Raw genomic sequence first — 21,174 nt, 5'->3', positions numbered from 1 at the left:
ACACAACCAGCGAGGAGTGAGCATGACGTACAGCGCAACGTTCAAGGTGGCCGAGATCAGCCACCCGGACCCGGCGACGACCGAGGTCCGCGCGACCGCCGAGACCGCCGACATCACGGCGAACACCGAGGGCAAGGTCCGCTCGATGGAGCTGAGGGTCGTCCTGGACGAGGCCGAGACGGTGCTGAAGGAGGGCGACGTCATCACCGCGTCCGGCCATTTCACCGGCGTCGCCCAGTCGGCCGACTGAGCGCCGGGAGGAGATCGCATGGCGTCAGAGGACATCACCCACCGATCAACCAACCATCAAATGTCTGACCTGCGAGTTCCCTCATAACTCGGCATAACTCGCGGCCGTCCATCAAGCAATTGTTCAGGGGCGCGAGGAGTCCAACGATCAGCATGCCGACGTTGGATTAGGGCGCCTCAACCTCAACCCGCGTAGGGCTGAGTCCAACTGATGTGGGTGGCGGGGGCTACCCGGTGGCCCGAAGGAGGTCGCATGTCCGACTACATCGTGAGTCTGATCCGCACGTGGGTCCCGGTCGGTGTCGGCGCCGTCCTGACCTGGCTCGCCGCCAAGGCGGGCATCGTGGTCGACGAGGACACCGGCAAGGGCGCGATGCTCGTCGCGACCGCGCTGATGATCGCCGCCTGGTATGCGTTGGCGCGCGCGGTGGAGAAGGCGTTCCCCCAGCTCGGGAGCGTGCTGGTTGCGCTCGGGGTTTCGAAGGCGCCGGTGTATCCGGTGAAGGTGATCCCGGGGCGGGTGGAGCCGCCCAGGGGGTAGTGGCTGTTCCTCTCCAGCCACGAGCGGCCCGTCCTCCTTCGGGAGGGCGGGCCGCTTTCGTCGTGCTCGCCGGGGTGTGCCGTACCGCCGCCTCTGATAACGAGCAAATAGGCCGCGATCGCTGCGAATAACTCTTAATGTCTCGTCGTTCGCTGTTCGGGCACTGTCCGGTCATCAAGCAACGTCGCTCTGCTCCCGCCCGACTAGACGCCCGCCTACCGTCCAGACATGGACTTGCTTGCGCTTCTCGCCTGGGCGGGGAGTTCTCGTACGAGGTCGGCGGTGGTGTGGCCCGTGGTCGCGAGCGCGGCTTCGAGGGCGGTGACGGTGCGGGCGTAGACCACGAGGATGCGATGGCGTCGACACCGGAAGGTCGGTACGTGATCAAGGCTGATCAGCTCTATGTCCCACCCGTCGGGCCCTCGCCATTTCACGCGCACATGTTATGACCTGCGCGAACGTGGCCCGCCCTCTCGCTCTGACGGGAGGGCGGGCATTCGTCGCGTCCAGTGCGGGCGACGTCGCGGCCCCTTGTCGCTACAGGTAGGCGGTCCTCGTGACGCCGGACGCCACGATCTCCTTCGCCCACGCGAAGTAGGCATTCCTTCCCGCGAACTCCCACGCGTCGGCGACGTCCGCCCACAGCACCGCCGGCGGAGTCCCCTGGGCGAGCTTCGCTCCGGCAGCCCATACCTTGCGCGCCGCACCGGTGATCCACGCGACGGCCTCCGCGAGCTCGTCGCTGCCCTCATTCAGCCGCTCATGCCAGGCGACGCACGCCACCGTTTGCCCGTCGGGTCGCATCACCTCAAGGTAGGTGTCGCCGCGCGCGGCCCGGTCTGCGACTGAGACGTGCCAGTAGCGGGGCAGCGGCGAGGTCGACCCTGACATGTCGCCTCGGGTTCCGACGGTGGTCTCGTACAGGACCGGCAGCTCGTCGGGCATGTTCAGGTCGTTGCGGGCGCCCTGCCCAGGCCGCGGCCAGGCCCGCACGGTCTCGGCTTCCCACAGCGGCGTCCGACCCGAGTGCCGGGCCGACCCGGGCGCCTGCCCACGGGCGACATAGCTGTGCCACGTCTTGAGCTGGACGCCCCACTCGGTCGCGCACTGCTGCGCGGTCCATTCCTCACTCATCGCTTGCTCTCTCGTAGGCTGGGCGAGCGGCCCCGCTCACCACGATTGAGCGGGGCCGCTCGCAGTGTGCGGCTGGTCAGTACTCGCCTTTGAGGCTGGTGATGTACACGCTGGCCTCGTTCTTGGACATCTCCTCGATCGCGGCACGGTCGGCCGGGCCGAGGTAGAACCCGCCGCCCTCGCCGCTGATCCGGCGCTGCTCCAGCAGGTCGAGGATGTAGTCGACCTGCCGCGGGGTGGCGAGCTGCCCCTTCTGGCGGCGGAGTTCGGCGAGCTGCGCCTCGCGGGCCTGGCGGACCTCCTGTTCGGCGGCGGCGATGGCCTGCTTCTCGGCGTGCTCGGCGATCCGCTTCTCGGCGCCCTTGTCGTGGGTGAGAGTGAGCCCGATGACGTGGCCGATCGCGGTCGTGGACGAGCTGGTGGCGGGCGGCTGCCAGCCCACGTCGATCCTCGCGCTGACGCGGTGGGGGTCGCCGTCGCGGCCGCCGGTGACCACCCACCGCCAGCCGCCGGAGGAGGAGAAGGTCCGGCCGGCCTGGCGGAGTTCGAGCCGGTAGCAGTCGGGGGTGCGGTTGAGGAACTCGGCGACGGCTTCGGCGCGGGCGCGGTCTGCGTAGATGTGGTCGATCAGGCGCGCGTCGCCTCGCCAGCCGGGCTCGGTGCCGTCGGTGCGGACGACTCGGTGGAACGTGGCGACTCGGCCGAGGTGCTCCTTGTCGACGGTCTGGACGGTGTAGCGGTCGGCCACGTGGGTCCTTCCGATCTGGATGCGGTGGGCGAGGGAGGCGGCGTCGATGACCCACCGGCCGGTGACCTTGAGCGCGGCGATGACGTTGCGGCGGCACCAGGCGCGGATGGTCGCGGTGGTGACTCCGGCCTGCTGGGCGGCGGCGGTGGTGTTCATGGTGTTCTCCCTCTCGCTGACACCTCCAACCTTACAGTCTGAGACTGTAAAGTCTGCGACTCATGCCGAAAGGATCTAGATCGTCTGCTTCACACGCGCGGGCGGCTCAATGCAGGTCGGTGCAGGCGACGGGCAGCAGTCCTAGCGCGAACACGCCCTGAGCCGTGATCCGATCCACGAACGGCTCCACCGGCGCGCCAGCGGGCAACGGCCGGAACGCCACCACCAGGACGACCCGTCCATCCACCCGGGCGACATCCGCCCACTCGCTCGACACAGGCCGCTGGTAGACGGCGTCACCGGCACGCAGGTACGCCCACCCATCGCTCGTCAGCTCCACACGTCCGTCCCCGGACGGGCGGGACGTCATGGATCCGGCCTGCGACGATAGCCCGAACGCCTCAGCGACGATCGGCATCGTCACTGCCGCACGGTCGTCGGAGACGGCAGCGAGCAGGAAGGCGGCGTCTCTTCCGGTGTCCGGCGCGTCAGCGATCCATCCGGACAGGATGAGCGCGCCGAATTCCCCTTCGATCGGGTCGGTCATCAGTTGTGCCCCTTGAGGTCGGTACGGGCGCCCCGTCCGGGGCGGTTGGCATGGGCGGCGCGGACGGCCGCGGCTGAGTACACCGCCCGCACACCGCCGCCGGGCGCGGGCTCGTGCCGGTATGGGCGCACGCCCAGCCGCCGCAGTGTCGGCCGGACCGAGGGCAGCGCGATCCCCATATGCTCAGCGACGTCCGAGGCACGCCACTCCTCTACCGGCTGCTCGTGCTCGGTGACCCGCTCATGCGGGTCCGGGCCGATGATCTCCCAATCCGCAGGGATCTTCGCGGCCTGCCGTTCCAGATACCCGTAGGCGTCCTCGGGTGAATCGGCGTAGAAGCGATCCCATGCGCCCCATTCGCGCCGGACGGGCTGACCGTCGCGTGCGGGGTCGCCGTAGACGGCGTGTTCCTCCCCGCTGGTGTACATCTCGCCGCGGGGCCGGGTGGACTCCAGCCAGATCACCCCGGCACCGGCGCCCGGGGACGCGGCGATCGCCTGCGCGAGAGCGCGGGCGCGAGGAGAGAGCCGGTCCAGCTCGACGGTGTCCCGGGGCGGGACGACCCCCTTACCGTCACGGTTGCGGCCGATGCGCAGCCCGATCGTCACCTTCGCCATCAGGCGACCAGCTCCGCCAGCGCGGCGACCGCTTGCGCGATCGCGGTCGAGGGGTCACGGTCGCGCCGCTCCTGGTCGATCGCCTCGCCGGTCCACCAGATGACCTTCGCGAGCGGCTGCCCGGGGACAGGTGTGGCGTACACGTACCAGTCGGGACTGACCAGCAGGTCGGCGTTGCGGAGCGCCTCCACGTCGGCGAAGGTCGGATACCACGCGCCCCAGCGGTCCGGGTAGTCACGCAGCACCTGCGCGATCCGGGCCATGGCCTCCCGGACGTCGCTTTCCGGGACGGTCCGGCGCGGGGCGCACTCGTCGGAGTAGTCGTCGCTGAGGGTGGACGGGCGCCAGTACACGGTGGTGCTGACGGGGCCGGTGTAGCCGTCGATGGCGTCCGCGACACGGGCGGCCAGCGTCTGAACATCGGTGCTCTGCGTGGTCATTGGCGGGCTCCCCGGGTGGATGTGCAGGGTCAGATGAGCTGGGTGTGGAGCTGCTCGGCGAGGTCGAGGACGACGTCGGCAGGCAGCGCGGGCGTGCCGACGTAGGTGGTGGCGACCTTGCCGTCCATGCGGGTGTGGGTCGGAACGCCGCCGGGGAACTCCTTGGGCTCCGCGCGTAGGGCGATGACGGCGCCGGACAGGACGGTGAGGGTGTGGCCGCGTTCACCGGGGTCGGTGATGGCGTCGATGCGGTCGGCCAGCAGCGGCGCCAGGCCCCGGACGGACACGACGCGACCTTTGGCGCCGGTGCGGTCGGTGACCTTGGGGGTGACGGTGGTCTGGTGCCCGTCGGCCTCGGTCCAGGTGTAGGAGGTGTCCAGGTCGATCATGCCGCAATCCGCCTTTCGGGTGAGGGTGGGGCTCCTCTGTTGGCCTGACGCCATTACTATGCAACGTGCATAACGAAGTTGCAAGAGAATGGCTCGATCGGGTCACCGTGAGCGCCAGCAGCCGTCGTCAGGCCGGAGCGAACAGGGTGGCTCGTCGTCTCCAGGCTCAGCTCTGCGCGACCCGCTCCTTCGCCGCCACCATCAGCGCCGCCCGCGCCTCCGGGACGTCATCCACTCCGGCCCACCACGGGTGCCCTTGGATCTCGGCTGTGAGCGCCTGGAGCCACGCCCAGGTCTCGTCCCACGTCGCCTGCTGCTCGTCGGTGACCTGGGCGGCGCCGGCGGCGATCTGGGTGGAGGGTGGCTGCTCGCGGCTGAGGTCGGCGAGGCGGGTCTCGGCGCGAAGGAAATCGGTCTTGGCTTGGACGAGGTCGGAAGGTATGTCGAGGTCACTCACGTGATCATCGTAGACACGGTGCCTCGGAGCGCCTGGCGTGGTCCTCGCCGGGTGAGCAGGAGACCCCTTGGAGGGGCGATGAAGATGCGGCAGTAGCAGGGGCTACGAGCAGTCGCGGGGGCGGAGATGCACGAGCTCCCCAGACGGTGCGCGGCCGCAGGAGCAGATCTCCAGCCACCCCTGGTCCAGGAAACGCTGGGCTTCGCGGTCGAGTACCTCTTGGCCGCGGTCTTCGTAGGTGTTCCCGCCGCAGTCGTGGCCGTCTTCCCAGAGGACCCAGGACACGCGCCCGTCCTGCTCCAGTTCAAGCTTGTACATGGTCCCTGCGACCCATGGGGCGCCGGGCTGGAGCTGTGTGCCGGCGGGCACGAACGCCCGGGTCATGAGCGCTTGATGCAGTAGATCCATGCGGCGGCGACCCCCAGGGCCATGACGCTGATCGTGGTCGGGCCCGCCCAGGGCGAACCGGTCTCGATCCACAGGACCGCTGCCGCCATCAGGAGAATCAGGGGGATGATCGGGGCGACCAGGGCGGCGACGATCGCCGCGGTCGCCCATGCTGGGGTCGGGTGGTCTTCCAGGTCGATCTGCTTGTGGTGGTGCATCGGTGGGGTTCCTTTCGGTGTGGTGTGATGGCGGGGCGGTCGGGGCCCGCTCAGTTCGGATGAGCGGGACCCGACCGCTGCTGGTCAGTGTGCGCGGGCGAGCGCGCGGCAGCCGATGATGCGGCCGTCCTGGTCCCGGACCTGCTCGTCGGGATAGACGATGTCGGACCGTCCGGCGGCGGCCTCTGCTGTGGCTCGGGACACGACGAGCAGGACGCCGTCGCGCGGCTCGGGGAGGCCGGTGACGGCGCCGAATCCGACGCTGCGCAGCGGCACCGTCCCACCACCGGGCAGGGTGACGGCGCCGATCTCGCGGCGATCCTCGATGCAGCGGGCCATGGGGCCGTCCGGTGCCTGGTTGAGCAGGACGGTGTCGTCCTGCCCGATGAGGGTGAGGGGGTGGGGGGTGAGGTTGATCAACTGCATGGGGGTCGATCCTCTCCGTTGGCGTCCACTGATAGGGACTGATGGACGAGACCCCTCGCAGGGGCGATGAGGGCGCGGGGTCAGACGCCGGGGATGCGGTCCAGGGTTGCCCGGGAGATGCCGGTGATCTCGTGGATGCGGGTCTTGGTGACGCCGGCGGCGCGGGCGCGGCGGACGATCTCGTCGCGGGCGGCGCGCATCGCGCCCCAGGCCGCGAGTTCCCGCTCGGCGTCGGCTTCCGCGCCTTCCCCCTGGGGGACGAAGTCGGGGGGCAGGTAGCGGGCGGCGAGCTCGGCCCGGTGCTGGAGTTGGTAGGTGCGCCCAGGCGCCCACTCATCGGGTTCGAAGTCGTAGGCGACCTGCAGCTCGGTGTCGGCGGCCTGCATGGCGGCCTGGGTGCGGGGGGTGCCGTCCTGTGCGGTCGGCCAGAACTCGCGTGGGATGTACTCCAGGTGCTCTTCCTCCCGGAGTTCGGCGATCTCCTCGGGGGTGAGGCCCTGTTCGTTGGGCCATACGGGTTCGATGCGCTCCAGGGGGCAGGCGGAGGCGACGGCGTACATGCCGAGGCGGTTGATGATGTCCTGGATGGAGCCGGGTCCGGCGAAGGGGTCGAGGGTGGGGAGCGCGCGGGTGTAGGGCATGAAGGGGATGAGTTCGCTGAAGGTGCCGGGGTCGCCGCCGGCGAGGGTGTGCTCGATGTCGGTGATGGTAACGACGGGGACGTGGGTGCCGGTCATCTCGCTGAGGTGGGTGGCGATCTTGGTGGAGATGGCGGCGATGGTCTCTTCGTTTCTCACGTATCGAACGATACGCGTATCGATCGATACATCTCAAGCGGGTGGCCGCATCCCGCCAAGATCGCGCAGTTATCCCCAGAACGCCGCTCTACTCCCGCCCGACCAGGCACACGCCTACCGTCCCACCCATGGACGTTCTCGCACCTCTCGCCCCGCTCGCCCGTCTCGCCCGAGCCCTAGCCGGTTTACCGCCCGGCGGGCGGGTGCGGCGGCCTGCTGCCGCGCATCAACGACCGCCGCACCCACGTCATCGACGCGCGCTGCTGCTCCCGCGGTTGGCGTGGCCCTTGGCCGCGGCCCGGAGCAACTCGCGCAGTTCGTCGGCCGAGCTGGCTGTGAACCCGTCGCCTTCGTCCATGCGGTGACCGGTCACGCCGCCGCGAGTCGCCCACCAGACGGGCCTGGTTTCCGGGGGCTGGGTGTAGAAGATCATCACGTCGGGGAACTCGGCGCGGAGTCCTGCTAACTGCGGGCTGAGGTCGACCGGTGTCGTCACGGCCGGGTGACGTGCAGCGCGTCGGCCGACTCGCCCTGCTGCTCGGTGCGTTTGTCGCGGTCGGCGACGATCAGGACGGTCGCCTCGACGATGTGGCTGGCGGGGGCGATGGGGGTGCCGGCGCCGTTGAAGAACCAGAGCAGCCCCCCGTCGACCGCCCTGGGTTGGCAGGTGATGGTGTCGGCCGGGTGGTCGACGGGGTCGACGACGTTGAGGACGGCGGTGTCCTTGTCGTGGACGGGCTCGTAGCCGCGTCCTTGGAGTGAGGCGGTGAGGGCTGCGAGGGCGGCGTACTGCGGGTCGGTGGCGTCGGGGCGGTCCTCGTGTTTCTGCTGTTCTGGCATGTTCTGCCTTTCACGTTGGCCCGGGCTGTCGCGAGTGCGTTCGATAATCTGTTCTAGCTATGCCTCGTCACCATGAGCCCGACCGGCTGATCGTCGCCCACCTGGAGGGCGCGGCGACGCGTCATGCTGGCTGGCGTAATCCGGAGGGCCCGGCGCGTGAGGCGGCGTTGCAGGAGTTGCGGGCGATCGCGACGGTGGCGCCGTCGGGACGGCGCGGGTCCGTGCATCAGCCGGCGGGTGTATTGCGGGCGGATCTTCTCGCGGAGGTCGCGGGGATCCTGCTGGGTTTCGCGGCGGCCGACAGCCATCCCGAGCAAAAGGTCATCGCCGCAACGCTGCTGATCGAGGCGGGCGCGGACGCGGTCGAGGTGGCGCGGTGGGAGCAGGTGGGCCTGGAGCGTGCGTCTGCTCCTTTGGTGGGGCCTGCTCACGCGGGCTCGGCGCGGTGGCCGGGCGCCTCGACCGCGCATGACTAGATGAAGGAGTTGAACGCCGCGACCCGGACGGGCTCGGCGCCTTCCGCCTTGGGGGCGTCGGTGCGGGTGAGCCGGGCGACGATCCGCGCGGCCTCCTCGTCGTCCGCCAGCTCGGCGAGCGTCATGTCCCGGAGGTCCAGGACGCGGGGCTCCGGGTAGGTCGTGGCGGTGTTCGTGGCCATGGCGTCTCGTCTCCTGATTCGTGGGTTAGTCGCACTGGCAGGCGAAGCACGTGCAGGTGCAGTCCTCGGCGCAGTAGCAGGTCATCCGTCCGCCGTTCGGCGCGCAGCAGTACCAGTTGCCGAGGATGGTTCGGATGCGGCGGAGCATGGGTCTCCTGTGGGCGGGTTGGTGGGGGGCGACGCGGTCGGCCTTGCCTGATCGCCCCAGCCCAGGACGAGGTTCGGCGTGGTCTGCGGCGGCGCCGCCCCCCGGCTCATGGGGTGGTCGGCCTGTTCAGCTCGGTGAGCGCTTCGGCGACCTCGATTGCGGCTACGCCCACGGTGTCGCCGAGGCATTCGCCCGCGCGGGGGCCGCTGTGCCACAGGAACCCGCCGCGTGCCGGGTCCCACACCACGTGGAGGGGGCCGGCGTTGCCGTGGGTGGCGGTGAGGCAGCGTTCGGGGCGGTCGGCGGGTCCGGGTTGGCCGTGGTCGGGGTGGGGTGGGGTGGAGACGGCGGCGCGGGGGACGAGGCGGCGGACGGCTGCGTGGAGGAGGTCGAGTGCGTCGGTTTCGGAGGTCATCGCGTCAGCCGCCATGCGATGTCCCTGGCGGGGTCGGGGTGGTCGAGGGGGACGAATTTCCGGTCGGGTTTGCCGCGGATGTGGCAGCGCCACCAGCCGGGGTCGTCCTCTTCGGCGACGGCGGCTCCGACGATGTCGTGGGTTTCGGAGTCGATGATGATGAAGCCCTCGTTGTCGCCGCGGCGCACGTAGCGGTCGTTGATCTTTACGTATTTGTCCGTGTCGGGCACGGGTGGCCTTTCAGGGGCTGGTGGGGTTGGCGGGTTGAACCAGATCGACGTCCAGGGGTTGGGCATCGGCTGGTCCTTTCGCGGGTGTGTGCGGGGTGGCGCGGCGACGGGTTGCGGGGTGTGCGGGGCCCGCCGCCGCGCCTGGGTGTGCGGCTGCCTGCGCGCGGGGTTGCGTGGCTGTGGCCGCACGGGTCGGGGGCGGCGCGGTCCTGTGGTGTGCCGGCGTGGACCGCGCCGCCGTGTGGCGCGGCGGTGGGGCTCCCACGCCACCGGCCGCGCCTGGGGTGGGTACGGCGCTGGCAGCCCTGGACCGCTGCCGCGGCTCGTACCTGGATGAGGCACGGCGGCGCGGGCTCGGGATGCTCCCGCGCCGCCGTGGTGGGCGCTCCTTCTGACCCCGCCAAGAGTCCGGAGCGCCCACGTGGAAGGACGGCGGCGCGGACTTGGACCTGGAGATCCGCGCCGCCGTAGCGGGTCGCAGCGGCATTGGGAGGGTTCCCTGCTGCGCCCACGTCTCGATGTGAATCATGCTCGCGTTTCGTCGTTCCACACCACGGCGCCGGTGTCGGCATCGAGGCGGGCCCGGCCGATCGACCTCGCGCCGATGTAGTCCGGGCCGCCGACGATGTCGAGTTCCACTCGCCTGACCGTGCCGTGAGCGCTGGGGCAGGCATCGGCGGCGCGCAGGGCCTCGTCTACCTGACGGCACGCCCGGTCGCAGTTGTCGGTGACGCCGCTCCAACCGGTGCCCGCTGCCTCGACGTCCCAGGCGTAGATCGGTGCTGGGCTGGCGGGGTATCTGTCCATCCGACCGTCTCCTGCGGAGGTGTGAGTGCGTAGCGATTCGGTCACTGACACGCTGCCGCACGCAAAAGCAGGGACCGGGTACACCGTGTACCCGATCCCTGCGAATGCCAGCGAGACGCGCTAGATGACGATCCCCAGCCGCTCCGCGGCGGCCGCTATGGGCTCCTTCACCACCTTGGACCGGTGCGCGGCCGTCCGCACCATCTCGGTCGTCAACGGGTGGTTCCGCACGCACTCGGGTGCGATGAGGTCTGCGTCCATCAGCTCCCCCATCGCGCCCGGGTCATCGCCGTCCCGGCTTCGGGCCAGCGCCCGATCGATGCCGTGCCGCGCCCGTCGCTCCTTCGGCAGCGCAGACATGTCGACGCCCTCGATCCTGTCGAGCGCCTCGCTGCCCTCGCCGAGTTCGAGCGCGACGTGCACCGAATGAATGGCCTTGTTTCCGGGACCGAACTCCGTCTGATACCTGCTGACCCCAGCGCCGACCCGGCCAGCCGCAGCCGCCGCCTCCACCAGGTGCGAGGCGGCTTCTTCCCGCCGACGCCATTGCGCCTGGATCACAGACTCCACCAGGTGGAGGGTGCCCCACAGCGACCACACGGCGGGGTCTTCCTGACCGAGCAGGGGGTCGAGCTGGTCGATCTGACCGGTAGTGATCTCGTGCGCCTCATCGACGGCGCCGGCGGTGATGTACACCTCAGCCTGTGTCCACACCATCGCGGTGATGAGCATCGGGTCGCCTGAGGCGGTGGCGGCCCGGACGGCTTGGGCTGCGGCGATCGAGGCGAGGTCCACGTAGCCGAGCTTCTTGGTGGCCATGGCTGCGTCGTGTCGGGCCTCGGCCAGCAGCCCGAACGCCCGCTCTCTTTCGGTGCCGTCGAGCGCGGCGGCGGTCGCCGCGGTGTCCATGAGGAGTTGCGGTAGCGCGTGGGCGAGTTCCCCGTAGTGGGCGTGGCGGCGCTGCCGGTGGGCGTCGGAGAGGCGGTCGCGCAGGTCGGTGATCGGGAGGGGCGCACCGATGGCCCGGGGTGGCATCTCGGCGCGCAGCAGGACGCGGCGGAGCGCCGGGATGGCCATGTGGGCGCGTTGCTGCTGGGCGTCGCCGCCTTGGTGTGGGACTCCGAGGAGAGCTACGACGTGGACGTCGAGCGCGTCAGCGAGTGCGGCGATGATGGAGTAGCGGTCGAGCTGGCGGCGGCCGATCTCGACGGATTTCAGCCATTCGATGCTGCGGTCGACGGCTCCGGCGAGCTCCGCGCGGGTCATCCCGCGCTCTTCCCGGTATGCGAAGACGCGTTGGCCGATGGTGGTGTCGTCCATTGGATCTCCCATGCTGGGGATGGTGCGACGGGGTCCACGTTACGTCTTGTACCTGCTAGATCGTGTACACCATGTACCCGCTTCTGCGGGGATGCCCGGCCCGGAGCGCGCACCCCTTCCCGGGGCGGGGAAGGTGCGCTTCTTGGGGGCCGCGAGCTACGCGTTACGGGATTGGTAGGCGGCCCCGGCCGCTGTGGTACGCGGCGAGGTACTCGCTGCGGGGGTTGGCGTCGAGCCACGTCCGCATGAACCGCCGGAACTCCTCAGGATCACCGCCCGCCACGCGCCGCGCCTCACTCCGCGCGCGCCGGACCGCTCTCCGGTAGGGCTCGTTATACCTGAACCGGGCGAGCCGCGACTCCAGACTCAGATCGAGCGGGGGCCCGCCGGCCGCCTCCACCAGGGGCTGAAGCGGTGAGGTGATGCGACCACGATGCGACTGGACGGCCGTAGAGCGGCGTAGACCCGCGTGGACGAAATCGCGCCCACCGGCCAAACCGCGAACCGCGATGGACGAGTATAGATCCGCGTAGACGCGGTATCGGTCCCTTCCTCCAATACGGCTGTTACCAACGGTAGCAGTCATGTCGGAGGAAAGGGGGCCTCATCCCCGGCCGGGCGAGAACGACCGCGCGGCGGCGTAACCGGGGATACCGGCCATCGGCGGCCGCTCCCCCACCGCCACGTCGCTGGTGCGCGCGTCGTGCCCGTCCGGGACGCGGCGGAACCGCGTGAGCGCGGTCGCGGGGGCCTCCAGCGGGACCATCCGGCCGTGCCGCTCCAGCCGCGACCAGGCGGTCAGCATGATCTGGCCCGACATCTCCCCCAGCGCCTCGGTGGACTGGTGCGAGTGGACCCGGCGGCCGAGGTCGACCTGGGCGATCGCGTCGAGCCCGGCGTCCTGGAAGACGTCCAGCAGCAGGCCGAGCTCCACGCCGTAGCCGGTGACGAACGGCAGCCGCTCCAGCAGCGCGCGGCGGCCCGCGTACTCCCCGCCGAGCGGCTGCATCACCCCGGCGAGCTGCGGCCAGTGCAGGTTGATCAGCGGGCGCGCGACCAACTCGGTCACCCGTCCCCCGCCGCCCTCGACCGACCGGTCGCCCTCGACGAGCGGGCGGTCGTAGCAGCCCTTGACGTAGGCGACGGACGGGTCGGTGAGCAGCGGCCCGAGCAGACCGGTGACGTAGGACGAGGTGAAGCCGCGCAGGTCGGCGTCGATGAACACGACCAGGTCGCCGGAGGTGACGGCCAGCGACTTCCACAGCGCCTCGCCCTTGCCCGACATCCGGCCGTGCCCCGGCAGGACGTCGTCCTGGGCGACCACCTCGGCGCCCGCCGCCGCGGCCACGGCGGCGGTGCGGTCGGTGGAGCGCGAGTCGACCACGACGATCTCGTCGACGAGCGGGACCCGCTCGACCAGGTCGGTGCGGATCGCGGCCACGATGGCGCCGACCGTCGCCTCCTCGTCGCGCGCGGGCAGCACGACGCTGATCCTGGCGGCCCCCTTCGCGGCCAGCAGGACGTGCGGCGGCCAGTCGTCCGCCGCGCTCGTACGGCGGCGCAACCACGTCGCGACCTCAGGCAGCACGCGCTCTCCCTCCCCTGCGGACAGCCCCCGGTGAGGCGTCCCCACTAGAGGAAACGCCGGGTCCTCCCAGATCATTCACCCTCGTCGCGATCCGGAGTGTTCGCCCCCGGGCGCGGAGGTCACTCGGCGGCGTGCCGGTCCAGGAACTCGTAGACGTCGGCGTCGTCCACGCCGGGGAACGCCCCCGGCGGCAGGACGGACAGGACGTGCGAGTGCGCCCGCGCGGACGGCCAGGCCATCCCCTCCCAGCGGTCCGACAGCTCCTTGGGGGGCCGCTGGCAGCAGTCGCCGTCCGGGCACGCCGACTTCACCCGCCGGGTCGACTCCCGGCCCCGGAACCAGCGGGAGTCCTCGAACCGGACGCCCAGCGTGATCGCGAAGTCCCGCTCGTGGCTGGGGTCGATGTGCGACAGGCACCAGTAGGTGCCGTTCGGGGTGTCGGTGTACTGGTAGTAGACGGAGAACCGGTCCTCGGCGGTGAACACGTGCCGCCCCGCCCACTGGCGGCACATCCGCTGGCCCTCGATCGCGCCGTCGGCGTCCTGCGGGAAGGCGAGGCCGTCGTTGGCGTAGGCCTTGTAGATGGTGCCGTTCTCGTCGTTCTTGGTGAAGTGCAGCTCCAGGCCGAGGTGGTGGGTCGCGACGTTGGTGAAGCGGTGCGCGGCCATCTCGTAGGAGACGGCGAAGACGTCGGCGAGGTCCTCCACCGACAGCTCCCGCGCGGCCTTGGCCTCCTGGAGGTAGGGGACGACGCTGCGCTCGGGCATCAGGATCGCCGCGCCGAAGTAGTTCGCCTCGACGCGCTGGCGCAGGAAGTCGGCGAAGTCGCGGGGCTGGTCGTGGTCCAGCGCGATGTGCCCGAGGGTCTGGAGCAGGATCGTGCGGGGCGTGTGCATGCCGAGCTGCTCGCGCTCCAGGTAGATCCGCCGGTTGCGCAGGTCGGTGACCGACCGGACCGAGCGCGGCAGGTCCTGGACGTACTGGAGGCTGAACCCGAAGTGGCCGACCAGCGTCATCAGCAGCCCCTGCGACACCGCCCCGCGCCGGTAGCCGACCGCGTCGAGGGTCTGCGCGGCGACGCCCTCGATGTCGGCGAAGTGGTTGCCGCGCTCGTGCATCTGGCGGCGCAGCTCGGCGTTGGCCTTGCGGGCCTCCTCCGGGCTGGCGGCGGGCTTGGTGCGGCTGCGCCGCAGCTCCCGGTACAGCGCGAGGATGTGCTCGATGACCTCGTTCGGCATCCGCTTGCCGACCCGCAGGTGCGACAGCCCGAGCGTGCGGTACAGCGGGTCGCGCTGCGCCTCCTCCAGCTCGATCTCCAACTGCGCGCGGCGGCTCGGCGGCTGGCGGCGCAGCAGCTCCTCCACCGGGCACTCCAGCGCGGCGGCCAGCGCCTGGAGCAGCGACAGCTTGGGCTCGCGGCGCCCGTTCTCCAGCAGTGAGAGCTGGGACGGGGCGCGCCCGACGCGCTCACCGAGGTCCGACAGCGTCATGCCCCGGCCGCGCCGGAGATGGCGAAGCCGCTGCCCGAACGTGACGAGATCTACGTCGCTCGTCAAGTTGAGGGGTTCTTCTGGCCGCAAGGTCGTCACCGCTTCATGATAGCGGAATGTTTGATGTTCTTCTGCCATGGCCGTCACCTTCAGGCCGTGTGACCGGGGCATAGTCGTGCCAAGCACCCAGGGGACGACACGGAAGGGCAAGCAGATGAGCGACAGTCGCCTCAAGGGCGCAGCCGACGAGCTGCAGAACAGGTGGGACACCGACGAGCGCTGGGCCGGCGTCGAGCGGAGCTACACGGCCGAGGACGTCGTGCGGATCCGCGGATCCGTCCAGGAGGAGCACACGCTCGCGCGCCTCGGCGCCGAGCGGCTCTGGAAGCTGCTGCACGAGGAGGACTACGTCCACTCCCTCGGCGCGCTGACCGGGCTCCAGGCCGTCCAGCAGGTCAAGGCCGGGCTCAAGGCCATCTACCTGTCGGGCTGGCAGGTCGCGGCGGACGCCAACCTGGCCGGCCAGACCTACCCCGACCAGAGCATCTACCCGGCCAACTCCGTCCCGGCGGTCGTGCGGCGGATCAACAACGCGCTGCTGCGCGCCGACCAGGTCCAGTGGGCCGAGGGCGAGGGCGACACCCACTTCCTCGCCCCGATCGTCGCCGACGCCGAGGCGGGCTTCGGCGGCGTGCTGAACGCCTTCGAGCTGATGAAGGGCATGATCGCCGCGGGCGCCGCGGGCGTGCACTGGGAGGACCAGCTCGCCTCCGAGAAGAAGTGCGGCCACCTCGGCGGCAAGGTGCTGATCCCGACCTCGCAGCACGTGAAGACGCTGAACACCGCCCGCCTCGCCGCGGACGTCGCGGACGTCCCGTCCCTGATCATCGCGCGGACCGACGCCGAGGCCGCGACACTGATCACGACGGACGTGGACGAGCGCGACCGCGAGTTCCTCACCGGTGAGCGCACCGCCGAGGGCTTCTACCGCGTCCGCAACGGCATCGAGCCCTGCATCGCCCGCGCCAAGGCGTACGCGCCCTACTCCGACCTGATCTGGATGGAGACCGGCACGCCGGACCTGGAGCAGGCCCGCCGGTTCGCCGAGGCGGTCAAGGCCGAGTACCCCGACCAGATGCTCGCCTACAACTGCTCGCCGTCCTTCAACTGGAAGGCGCACCTGGACGACGCGACCATCGCCAAGTTCCAGCGCGAGCTCGGCCACATGGGCTTCAAGTTCCAGTTCATCACCCTCGCCGGGTTCCACGCCCTGAACTACGGGATGTTCGACCTGGCGCACGGCTACGCCCGCGAGGGCATGACGGCCTACGTCGACCTGCAGGAGCGCGAGTTCGCGGCGGCGGACAAGGGCTTCACGGCCGTCAAGCACCAGCGCGAGGCCGGGACCGGCTACTTCGACCTGGTCAGCACCGCGATCGCGCCCGACTCCGCCACCACGGCGCTGAAGGGCTCGACCGAGGAGGGCCAGTTCCACTGACCCGGCGAGCCGCCCGGACGGGCTGACCTCACGGGTCGGCCTGACGGGGCTGACTCACAGGTCGGCCTGACGGGCTGGCCGCCTCGTACGAGGCCGGACCACACCGGGTCCGGCCTCCCCCGAACCGAAGGCCCCCGCGCACCTACACCCGCGGGGGCCTTCTGGCACGTTCCCACCTGCGGCCACATCTGGAAGGCCAGATTCGGCACTTTCCTCGACAACAGCCATTGATCCGGGCAAATTAGGCACGCTAGTGATCACTCACGAGAGGATCCTCAGATGGCGCTGCGCCACCCCCGGTTCATGACGCCCCGGGCGACCCCCGGGCGAATGCTGCCGCTCGCCGTCGCCGCCGTGAGCGTCGTCGCGCTCGCGGCCCCCGCCTCCGCGGCGGGCAACGGCCGCTACACGCCCGGCGCCCCCGGCGTCGGCGACGCCTACTTCCCGCTTGAGGGCAACGGCGGATACGACGTCCAGCACTACTCGCTCGACCTGCGCTACGACCCCGACTACGACCAGCTCGACGGCACCGTCACGATCACGGCCAAGGCCACCCAGGACCTGTCGAGCTTCGACCTCGACCTGTCCGGCTTGGACGTCGACCGAGTGAAGGTGAACCGGCAGAAGGCGGACTACAAGCGGCGCGGGCAGGAGCTGATCATCACGCCGCGCAAGGGACTGCGGAAGGGGAAGACGTTCACGGCGGTCGTGACCTACGGCGGCGTGCCGCAGACCATCGTGGGCTCCCCGATCGTGTTCGGCTCGCCCTACGGGTTCCTGCACACCCCCGACGGCGCGTTCGTGGGCGGCGAGCCCAACGGCGCGTCCACCTGGTTCCCGGTCAACGACCACCCGAGCGACAAGGCCACCTACGACTACAAGATCGCGGTGCCGAAGGGCCTGCGGGTCGTGGCCAACGGCCTGCTCACCGGCACCGAGAACACGGTCGCGTCCTTCAGCCGCCGCCGCTCGGCCGCGGAGGCCAGCGTGTTCAAGTGGCGCGAGGACAGCCCGATGGCGAGCTACCTCACCACGATCGACATCGGCAAGTGGGAGATCAGGGAGGGCCGGACGCCCGGCGGCCTGCGCAACTACACCGCCGTCGACCCCGCGCTGCTCGCCGCGCAGCCGGACGCGCTGAACTTCTTCTACAGCACCACCAGCGAGGCCACCGACCTGTGGGCCAAGACCTTCGGCCCCTACCCCTTCAGCACCACCGGCGCGATCGGCGACGACGCGCGCTTCAACGGGCAGCCGCTCGGGTTCTCGCTGGAGACGCAGGGCAAGCCGGTGTACTCGGCCGTCCGCAACACCGGGACGATCGCGCACGAGCTGGCGCACCAGTGGTTCGGTGACAGCGTGTCGCCGCAGCGCTGGCAGGACGTCTGGCTGAACGAGAGCTTCGCGTCCTGGTCGGGCTGGTACTGGGCCGAGAAGCACGGCGGCGCCACCGTCCACGACGCGGCCCGCGCGACCTACAACGCCCGGCCGTTCCCGGACGCGCCGGGCAGCCCGTTCTGGTCGGTCGTGACCGCGAACCCGCAGCGCGACACCATGTTCAACGCCCGCGTCTACAGCGGCGGCGCCATGGCGCTGCAGTTCCTCCGCGAGAGGATCGGGGACGACAAGTTCTTCACGCTGCTGCGGACGTGGGTCGCCCAGCACCGGCACGGCAACGCCACCACCGAGCAGTTCACCGCGCTGGCCCAGAAGGTGTCGGGCCAGGACCTCACGCAGTTCTTCAAGGAGTGGATCTACTCCCCCACCAAGCCCGAGCTTCCGAAGGGCTGAGCAGGACCCGGGCAAGAGCGGAAACGCGTACTGGGCACGGACCGGCCGGGGCCGGCGCCGGACGGCTGACCGGCTCCGGACGGTCTGTGTGAAATTACGTGGATCCGGGCGGTGATCCGCCCTAGGGTCTCGGCGGGTGGGGGTCCTTCCGTGGGTGTGGTGGTACGGGTTCCGTCGCCACACCGCCTATGCGGCCGCCTCGCTCGCCGAGGCCCTGACCAACACCGGGTTCGGGTTCATGCGGGCCTATGTGTTGATAGCGCTCTGGCACGAGCGCCCCGTCCTCGGCGGCTACGACGTGAACGACGCCGTCACGTTCTGCTTCCTGACCCAGGCGCTGATCGGGCCGCTCCAGATCTTCGGCGGCATGGACCTCGCGCAGCGGATCCGCACCGGTGACGTGGCGATCGACCTGCACCGCCCGGTCGGCCTCCAGGGCTGGTGGCTGGCCGACGACCTCGGCCGCGCGACCGGGTCGCTGGTGCTGCGCGGCGGGCCGCCGCTGCTGGCCGGGGCGCTGGTGTTCCCGCTGAGCTGGCCGGGCCCGGCGGGCCTCGCGGCGTTCGCGGCGTCGGTGCTGCTCGGCGCGCTGGTGGGGTTCGGACTGCGCTACGTGGTGGCGCTCGGCATGTTCTGGCTGCACGACGACCGGGGGCTGAACGCGGTCATGCTGGTGATGTCGCTGTTCTTCTCCGGGATGACCCTGCCGCTCGTCGTCTTCCCCGGGCGGCTCGGCGACGTCGCGCACGCGCTGCCGTGGGCGGCGCAGCTCCAGGTCCCCGCCGACGTCTTCCTCGGCCGCCACACCGGCACCGACCTGCTCGGCGCGCTGGCGTTCCAGGCGGCGTGGGCGGCCGCCCTGCTCGCCGCGGGAGCGCTGCTGACCCGGGCGGCGCGGCGCAAGCTGGTGATCCACGGTGGCTGAGGTGATCCGCGGTGGCTGAGGCGGGCCGCGCGGCGGCGCGTCCGCTGGCGACCTACGCGCTGCTGGCGTGGACGTGGATCCGCGCGGCGGCCCAGTACCCGGTGTCGATGGTGCTGCTCGCCACCGCCACCGCCGTCGTCAGCGGGCTGGACGCGGCGGCGATCGGGCTGCTGTTCACCCGGGCGCCGCGCATCGCCGGGTTCGGCGCGTCCGAGGTCCTGTTCCTGTACGGGACGAGCGCGCTGTCGTTCGCGATCTCCGACATCCTGCTCGGCGGCACCGAGCGGCTCGGCCAGCACGTGCGGGAGGGGACGCTGGACGCCATGCTCGTCCGCCCCGTGAGCCCGCTGATCCAGGTCGCCACGGAGGACTTCTCGCCGCGCCGCCTCGGCAAGCTGCTCCCGGCCGGAACGATCCTCACGCTCGCGCTGGCGAACGCGGACGTGCCGTGGACGCCGGGCCGGCTGGCGCTCGTCCCGATGATGGTGCTGTGCGGGGCGCTGATCTTCGCGGGCCTGTGGGTGCTGGGCGGCGCGGTGCAGTTCGTGCTGGTCGAGAGCCACGGCGCCACCAAGTCGCTCACCTACGGCGGCGCGTACCTGACCCAGTACCCGATGACCGTGTTCGCCCGCGACTTCGTCCGCGGCGTGACGTTCGTCGTGCCGCTGGCGTTCGTCAACTGGCAGCCCGCGCTGTACGTGCTCGACCGCCCCGACCCGCTCGCGCTGCCGGGCGCGGCGCGGTTCGCGTCCCCGGCGGTCGCCGCCGCCGTGTGCGCGGCCGCGGCGGTCGCGTGGCGGGCGGGGCTGCGGCACTACCGATCGACAGGGAGCTGAGGCCGGTGCCGATGATCGAGGCCGAGGACGTCGTCAAGTCGTTCACCGTCCGGACGCGGACCGGGGGCCTGCGGCGGCGGGGCCGGACGACGCTCCGCGCGGTGGACGGGGTGTCGTTCGCCGTCGAGCCCGGCGAGTTCGTCGGGTACCTCGGCCCGAACGGCGCGGGCAAGTCCACGACGATCAAGATGCTGACCGGGATCCTCACCGCGTCGTCGGGGACGCTGCGGGTGTGCGGGCTCGACCCGTCGCGGCGGCGCACCTCGCTCGCGCGCCGGCTCGGCGTCGTGTTCGGGCAGCGGACGACGCTGTGGTGGGACCTGCCGCTGCGCGACAGCCTCACGCTCGTCCGGCGGCTGTACCGGGTGGAGCCCGCCGCGCACCGGGCCCGGTTCGCCGAGCTGTCCGAGCTGCTGGAGCTGGACCCGTTCCTGGACACCCCGGTCCGCCAGCTCAGCCTCGGGCAGCGGATGCGCGGCGACCTCGCCGCCGCGCTGCTGCACGATCCGGAGCTGCTCGTCCTGGACGAGCCGACGATCGGCCTGGACGTGGTCAGCAAGGCGACCGTCCGCGACTTCCTGGAACGTATCAACGCCGAGCGCGGCACCACGATCCTGCTGACCACGCACGACCTCGGCGACATCGAGCGGCTCTGCCGCCGGGTGCTGATCATCGACCACGGGCGGCTGGCCTACGACGGCGGGCTGGACGAGCTGCGCCGCACCGTCGACGCCGACCGGGTGCTGGTGGCCGAGCTGGCCCGCCCGGGGCCGCCGATCGTGCTGGACGACCCGGAGTTCGGCCGGATCGAGGCCGAGCGGGTCCAGGGGCCGCGGCAGTGGCTGCGGCTGCCGAGCGCCGCGAACGCGGCGACGGTGGTCGCGGCGCTGGCGCGGCGGCACGAGGTCCGCGACATCGCGCTCCGGGAGGCGGGCATCGAGGACGTGCTCGCCGGGCTCTACCGGGGCGACCACGCCTACACGTGCCCCGCCGACCTCCCCTGGGAGGACGGCCCCCCAAGCGGTCCGCCGGAGCGGCCGGATCACCGCTCGATGGTCGAGTAGTGGTCGGAGTCGAAGACGTCCTCCTCGGCGTGGGCCGAGCCCCAGCGGCGCGGCGCCCAGGTGGGCATCAGCAGCGCGAACCCCATCATCCCGTAGACGCCGGAGCCGAGCAGCATGCGCAGGCCGAAGTCCATGTCGCCGGAGGGCGGCACCTTGCCCGGCAGGTCGAGGACGCGCCCGGGGTCCACGAGGAAGTAGGCGGACACGCCGAGCAGGGCCAGCGCCGGGACGAGCGAGACCAGCGGCGAGGCCCACCGCGCGACGATGACCACGCCCATCACCAGGCCCACGGCGGCGAGCAGGGCGAAGGCCCCGTAGATGCGGGTGCGGTCGGTGATCTCCTGGCCCGTCCCGTCGAAGGACCGGCCCGCCTGCGCGTAGCCCCAGGCCGCGCCGTAGACCAGCGCGGGGGTCAGCAGGACGCCGAGGACGAAGCCGAACGCATGGCGCACCGCGCA

At 71.0% G+C, this 21,174-nt stretch carries 30 protein-coding genes; 8 read left to right on the top strand and 22 right to left on the bottom strand.

Annotation, left to right across the window (positions count from 1 at the left end; translation table 11 throughout):
• The first annotated feature begins 22 nt into the window (after positions 1-22).
• Positions 23-250 carry a hypothetical protein gene (locus GNZ18_RS33065; protein WP_156220563.1) on the top strand — a complete coding sequence of 76 codons (228 nt, stop codon included), beginning with the start codon at positions 23-25 and terminating at the stop codon, positions 248-250.
• 252 nt (positions 251-502) lie between these two features.
• The gene (locus tag GNZ18_RS33060) at positions 503-790 is read left to right on the top strand and encodes a hypothetical protein (protein ID WP_216651518.1); all 288 of its coding nucleotides are present in this window, start codon (positions 503-505) and stop codon (positions 788-790) included.
• 537 nt (positions 791-1,327) lie between these two features.
• On the opposite strand, the gene GNZ18_RS33055 is transcribed toward GNZ18_RS33060, so the two are convergent.
• From GNZ18_RS33055 to GNZ18_RS32995, 13 genes are all read right to left on the bottom strand, one after another.
• The gene (locus GNZ18_RS33055) at positions 1,328-1,924 is read right to left on the bottom strand and encodes a hypothetical protein (RefSeq protein WP_156220562.1); all 597 of its coding nucleotides are present in this window, start codon (positions 1,922-1,924) and stop codon (positions 1,328-1,330) included.
• 76 nt (positions 1,925-2,000) lie between these two features.
• Complete coding sequence (locus tag GNZ18_RS33050; protein WP_156220561.1) at positions 2,001-2,828, bottom strand: helix-turn-helix domain-containing protein; 828 nt, start codon at positions 2,826-2,828, stop codon at positions 2,001-2,003.
• 106 nt (positions 2,829-2,934) lie between these two features.
• Positions 2,935-3,375 carry a DUF5949 family protein gene (locus GNZ18_RS33045; RefSeq protein ID WP_156220560.1) on the bottom strand — a complete coding sequence of 147 codons (441 nt, stop codon included), beginning with the start codon at positions 3,373-3,375 and terminating at the stop codon, positions 2,935-2,937.
• On the bottom strand, positions 3,375-3,992 hold the full coding sequence (locus tag GNZ18_RS33040; protein WP_156220559.1) for a hypothetical protein: 618 nt from the start codon (positions 3,990-3,992) through the stop codon (positions 3,375-3,377). The genes GNZ18_RS33045 and GNZ18_RS33040 overlap by 1 nt, the downstream gene beginning before the upstream one ends.
• Positions 3,992-4,432: a hypothetical protein gene (locus GNZ18_RS33035; protein ID WP_156220558.1), complete on the bottom strand. Its 441-nt coding sequence runs from the start codon at positions 4,430-4,432 to the stop codon at positions 3,992-3,994. Before GNZ18_RS33035 ends, GNZ18_RS33040 begins: the two co-directional genes overlap by 1 nt.
• A 29-nt stretch (positions 4,433-4,461) precedes the next feature.
• Complete coding sequence (locus GNZ18_RS33030; RefSeq protein WP_156220557.1) at positions 4,462-4,821, bottom strand: hypothetical protein; 360 nt, start codon at positions 4,819-4,821, stop codon at positions 4,462-4,464.
• 166 nt (positions 4,822-4,987) lie between these two features.
• On the bottom strand, positions 4,988-5,278 hold the full coding sequence (locus GNZ18_RS33025) for a DUF8825 domain-containing protein (protein ID WP_156220556.1): 291 nt from the start codon (positions 5,276-5,278) through the stop codon (positions 4,988-4,990).
• Positions 5,279-5,380: 102 nt separating this feature from the next.
• A complete protein-coding gene (locus tag GNZ18_RS33020) occupies positions 5,381-5,596 on the bottom strand; it encodes a hypothetical protein (protein WP_156220555.1) in 216 nt (71 codons plus the stop codon).
• A 62-nt stretch (positions 5,597-5,658) separates the two neighbouring features.
• Entirely contained in the window at positions 5,659-5,883 is a 225-nt protein-coding gene (locus GNZ18_RS33015; protein ID WP_156220554.1) for a hypothetical protein, read from the bottom strand.
• Positions 5,884-5,967: 84 nt separating this feature from the next.
• On the bottom strand, positions 5,968-6,309 hold the full coding sequence (locus GNZ18_RS33010; protein WP_156220553.1) for a hypothetical protein: 342 nt from the start codon (positions 6,307-6,309) through the stop codon (positions 5,968-5,970).
• An 80-nt stretch (positions 6,310-6,389) separates the two neighbouring features.
• Positions 6,390-7,106, bottom strand: a complete 717-nt coding sequence (locus tag GNZ18_RS33005; RefSeq protein WP_156220552.1) for a DUF6003 family protein — start codon at positions 7,104-7,106, stop codon at positions 6,390-6,392.
• Positions 7,107-7,353: 247 nt separating this feature from the next.
• A complete protein-coding gene (locus GNZ18_RS33000; RefSeq protein WP_156220551.1) occupies positions 7,354-7,602 on the bottom strand; it encodes a hypothetical protein in 249 nt (82 codons plus the stop codon).
• Positions 7,599-7,946, bottom strand: coding sequence for a hypothetical protein (locus GNZ18_RS32995; RefSeq protein WP_156220550.1), 348 nt, complete (start codon positions 7,944-7,946; stop codon positions 7,599-7,601). The genes GNZ18_RS33000 and GNZ18_RS32995 overlap by 4 nt, the downstream gene beginning before the upstream one ends.
• Positions 7,947-8,005: 59 nt before the next feature.
• Here GNZ18_RS32995 and GNZ18_RS32990 point away from each other — a divergent pair, with 59 nt between their 5' ends.
• Positions 8,006-8,422 (top strand): hypothetical protein, encoded by a 417-nt coding sequence (locus GNZ18_RS32990; RefSeq protein ID WP_156220549.1) that lies wholly within the window; start codon positions 8,006-8,008, stop codon positions 8,420-8,422.
• On the opposite strand, the gene GNZ18_RS32985 is transcribed toward GNZ18_RS32990, so the two are convergent.
• The 8 genes from GNZ18_RS32985 to GNZ18_RS32955 form a co-directional block, all read right to left on the bottom strand.
• On the bottom strand, positions 8,419-8,604 hold the full coding sequence (locus tag GNZ18_RS32985; RefSeq protein ID WP_156220548.1) for a hypothetical protein: 186 nt from the start codon (positions 8,602-8,604) through the stop codon (positions 8,419-8,421). The genes GNZ18_RS32990 and GNZ18_RS32985 overlap by 4 nt on opposite strands.
• Positions 8,605-8,629: 25 nt before the next feature.
• Positions 8,630-8,752: a hypothetical protein gene (locus GNZ18_RS43385; RefSeq protein ID WP_281378199.1), complete on the bottom strand. Its 123-nt coding sequence runs from the start codon at positions 8,750-8,752 to the stop codon at positions 8,630-8,632.
• A gap of 106 nt (positions 8,753-8,858) precedes the next feature.
• Complete coding sequence (locus GNZ18_RS32980; protein WP_156220547.1) at positions 8,859-9,182, bottom strand: hypothetical protein; 324 nt, start codon at positions 9,180-9,182, stop codon at positions 8,859-8,861.
• Positions 9,164-9,463, bottom strand: coding sequence for a hypothetical protein (locus GNZ18_RS32975; protein WP_156220546.1), 300 nt, complete (start codon positions 9,461-9,463; stop codon positions 9,164-9,166). The genes GNZ18_RS32980 and GNZ18_RS32975 overlap by 19 nt, the downstream gene beginning before the upstream one ends.
• Positions 9,464-9,922: 459 nt before the next feature.
• A complete protein-coding gene (locus GNZ18_RS32970) occupies positions 9,923-10,204 on the bottom strand; it encodes a hypothetical protein (RefSeq protein WP_156220545.1) in 282 nt (93 codons plus the stop codon).
• A 120-nt stretch (positions 10,205-10,324) separates the two neighbouring features.
• A complete protein-coding gene (locus tag GNZ18_RS32965; protein WP_173390955.1) occupies positions 10,325-11,524 on the bottom strand; it encodes a helix-turn-helix domain-containing protein in 1,200 nt (399 codons plus the stop codon).
• A 604-nt stretch (positions 11,525-12,128) separates the two neighbouring features.
• Positions 12,129-13,112 carry a glucosyl-3-phosphoglycerate synthase gene (locus GNZ18_RS32960; protein WP_214620387.1) on the bottom strand — a complete coding sequence of 328 codons (984 nt, stop codon included), beginning with the start codon at positions 13,110-13,112 and terminating at the stop codon, positions 12,129-12,131.
• 119 nt (positions 13,113-13,231) lie between these two features.
• A complete protein-coding gene (locus GNZ18_RS32955) occupies positions 13,232-14,668 on the bottom strand; it encodes a helix-turn-helix domain-containing protein (protein WP_156220542.1) in 1,437 nt (478 codons plus the stop codon).
• A gap of 148 nt (positions 14,669-14,816) precedes the next feature.
• On the opposite strand from GNZ18_RS32955, the gene aceA reads away from it, so the two are divergent.
• The 5 genes from aceA (at position 14,817) to GNZ18_RS32930 (ending at position 20,716) form a co-directional block, all read left to right on the top strand.
• On the top strand, positions 14,817-16,100 hold the full coding sequence (gene aceA / locus GNZ18_RS32950) for an isocitrate lyase (RefSeq protein WP_156220541.1): 1,284 nt from the start codon (positions 14,817-14,819) through the stop codon (positions 16,098-16,100).
• Between the two features lie 279 nt (positions 16,101-16,379).
• Entirely contained in the window at positions 16,380-17,891 is a 1,512-nt protein-coding gene (locus tag GNZ18_RS32945; RefSeq protein ID WP_216651517.1) for a M1 family metallopeptidase, read from the top strand.
• 136 nt (positions 17,892-18,027) lie between these two features.
• Positions 18,028-18,816 (top strand): ABC transporter permease, encoded by a 789-nt coding sequence (locus tag GNZ18_RS32940; protein ID WP_214620390.1) that lies wholly within the window; start codon positions 18,028-18,030, stop codon positions 18,814-18,816.
• An 11-nt stretch (positions 18,817-18,827) separates the two neighbouring features.
• On the top strand, positions 18,828-19,652 hold the full coding sequence (locus GNZ18_RS32935) for an ABC transporter permease (RefSeq protein ID WP_308166428.1): 825 nt from the start codon (positions 18,828-18,830) through the stop codon (positions 19,650-19,652).
• An 11-nt stretch (positions 19,653-19,663) separates the two neighbouring features.
• Positions 19,664-20,716, top strand: a complete 1,053-nt coding sequence (locus GNZ18_RS32930; protein ID WP_156220705.1) for an ABC transporter ATP-binding protein — start codon at positions 19,664-19,666, stop codon at positions 20,714-20,716.
• On the opposite strand, the gene GNZ18_RS32925 is transcribed toward GNZ18_RS32930, so the two are convergent.
• Positions 20,695-21,168 (bottom strand): hypothetical protein, encoded by a 474-nt coding sequence (locus tag GNZ18_RS32925; RefSeq protein WP_312874888.1) that lies wholly within the window; start codon positions 21,166-21,168, stop codon positions 20,695-20,697. The two genes, GNZ18_RS32930 and GNZ18_RS32925, sit on opposite strands and share 22 nt — an antisense overlap.
• Between the last annotated feature and the right edge of the window lie 6 nt (positions 21,169-21,174).

Source organism: Actinomadura litoris (assembly GCF_009733595.1).
GTDB lineage: Bacteria > Actinomycetota > Actinomycetes > Streptosporangiales > Streptosporangiaceae > Spirillospora > Spirillospora litoris.
This window is presented reverse-complemented; position numbering and strand designations above follow the sequence as displayed.

What these genes read in the sequence shown, in the direction of transcription:
- GNZ18_RS33030 (WP_156220557.1), bottom strand. Translation starts at nt 4,821, where the DNA reads ATGATCGACCTGGACACCTCCTACACCTGGACCGAGGCCGACGGGCAC.
- GNZ18_RS33045 (WP_156220560.1), bottom strand. Translation starts at nt 3,375, where the DNA reads ATGACCGACCCGATCGAAGGGGAATTCGGCGCGCTCATCCTGTCCGGA.
- GNZ18_RS33020 (WP_156220555.1), bottom strand. Translation starts at nt 5,596, where the DNA reads ATGTACAAGCTTGAACTGGAGCAGGACGGGCGCGTGTCCTGGGTCCTC.
- GNZ18_RS32930 (WP_156220705.1), top strand. Translation starts at nt 19,664, where the DNA reads ATGATCGAGGCCGAGGACGTCGTCAAGTCGTTCACCGTCCGGACGCGG.
- GNZ18_RS33035 (WP_156220558.1), bottom strand. Translation starts at nt 4,432, where the DNA reads ATGACCACGCAGAGCACCGATGTTCAGACGCTGGCCGCCCGTGTCGCG.
- GNZ18_RS33055 (WP_156220562.1), bottom strand. Translation starts at nt 1,924, where the DNA reads ATGAGTGAGGAATGGACCGCGCAGCAGTGCGCGACCGAGTGGGGCGTC.
- GNZ18_RS32985 (WP_156220548.1), bottom strand. Translation starts at nt 8,604, where the DNA reads ATGGCCACGAACACCGCCACGACCTACCCGGAGCCCCGCGTCCTGGAC.
- GNZ18_RS32975 (WP_156220546.1), bottom strand. Translation starts at nt 9,463, where the DNA reads ATGCCCAACCCCTGGACGTCGATCTGGTTCAACCCGCCAACCCCACCA.
- GNZ18_RS32945 (WP_216651517.1), top strand. Translation starts at nt 16,380, where the DNA reads ATGGCGCTGCGCCACCCCCGGTTCATGACGCCCCGGGCGACCCCCGGG.
- GNZ18_RS33040 (WP_156220559.1), bottom strand. Translation starts at nt 3,992, where the DNA reads ATGGCGAAGGTGACGATCGGGCTGCGCATCGGCCGCAACCGTGACGGT.
- GNZ18_RS32995 (WP_156220550.1), bottom strand. Translation starts at nt 7,946, where the DNA reads ATGCCAGAACAGCAGAAACACGAGGACCGCCCCGACGCCACCGACCCG.
- GNZ18_RS33010 (WP_156220553.1), bottom strand. Translation starts at nt 6,309, where the DNA reads ATGCAGTTGATCAACCTCACCCCCCACCCCCTCACCCTCATCGGGCAG.
- GNZ18_RS33065 (WP_156220563.1), top strand. Translation starts at nt 23, where the DNA reads ATGACGTACAGCGCAACGTTCAAGGTGGCCGAGATCAGCCACCCGGAC.
- aceA (WP_156220541.1), top strand. Translation starts at nt 14,817, where the DNA reads ATGAGCGACAGTCGCCTCAAGGGCGCAGCCGACGAGCTGCAGAACAGG.
- GNZ18_RS32990 (WP_156220549.1), top strand. Translation starts at nt 8,006, where the DNA reads ATGCCTCGTCACCATGAGCCCGACCGGCTGATCGTCGCCCACCTGGAG.
- GNZ18_RS43385 (WP_281378199.1), bottom strand. Translation starts at nt 8,752, where the DNA reads ATGCTCCGCCGCATCCGAACCATCCTCGGCAACTGGTACTGCTGCGCG.
- GNZ18_RS32980 (WP_156220547.1), bottom strand. Translation starts at nt 9,182, where the DNA reads ATGGCGGCTGACGCGATGACCTCCGAAACCGACGCACTCGACCTCCTC.
- GNZ18_RS33015 (WP_156220554.1), bottom strand. Translation starts at nt 5,883, where the DNA reads ATGCACCACCACAAGCAGATCGACCTGGAAGACCACCCGACCCCAGCA.
- GNZ18_RS32970 (WP_156220545.1), bottom strand. Translation starts at nt 10,204, where the DNA reads ATGGACAGATACCCCGCCAGCCCAGCACCGATCTACGCCTGGGACGTC.
- GNZ18_RS33060 (WP_216651518.1), top strand. Translation starts at nt 503, where the DNA reads ATGTCCGACTACATCGTGAGTCTGATCCGCACGTGGGTCCCGGTCGGT.
- GNZ18_RS33050 (WP_156220561.1), bottom strand. Translation starts at nt 2,828, where the DNA reads ATGAACACCACCGCCGCCGCCCAGCAGGCCGGAGTCACCACCGCGACC.
- GNZ18_RS32965 (WP_173390955.1), bottom strand. Translation starts at nt 11,524, where the DNA reads ATGGACGACACCACCATCGGCCAACGCGTCTTCGCATACCGGGAAGAG.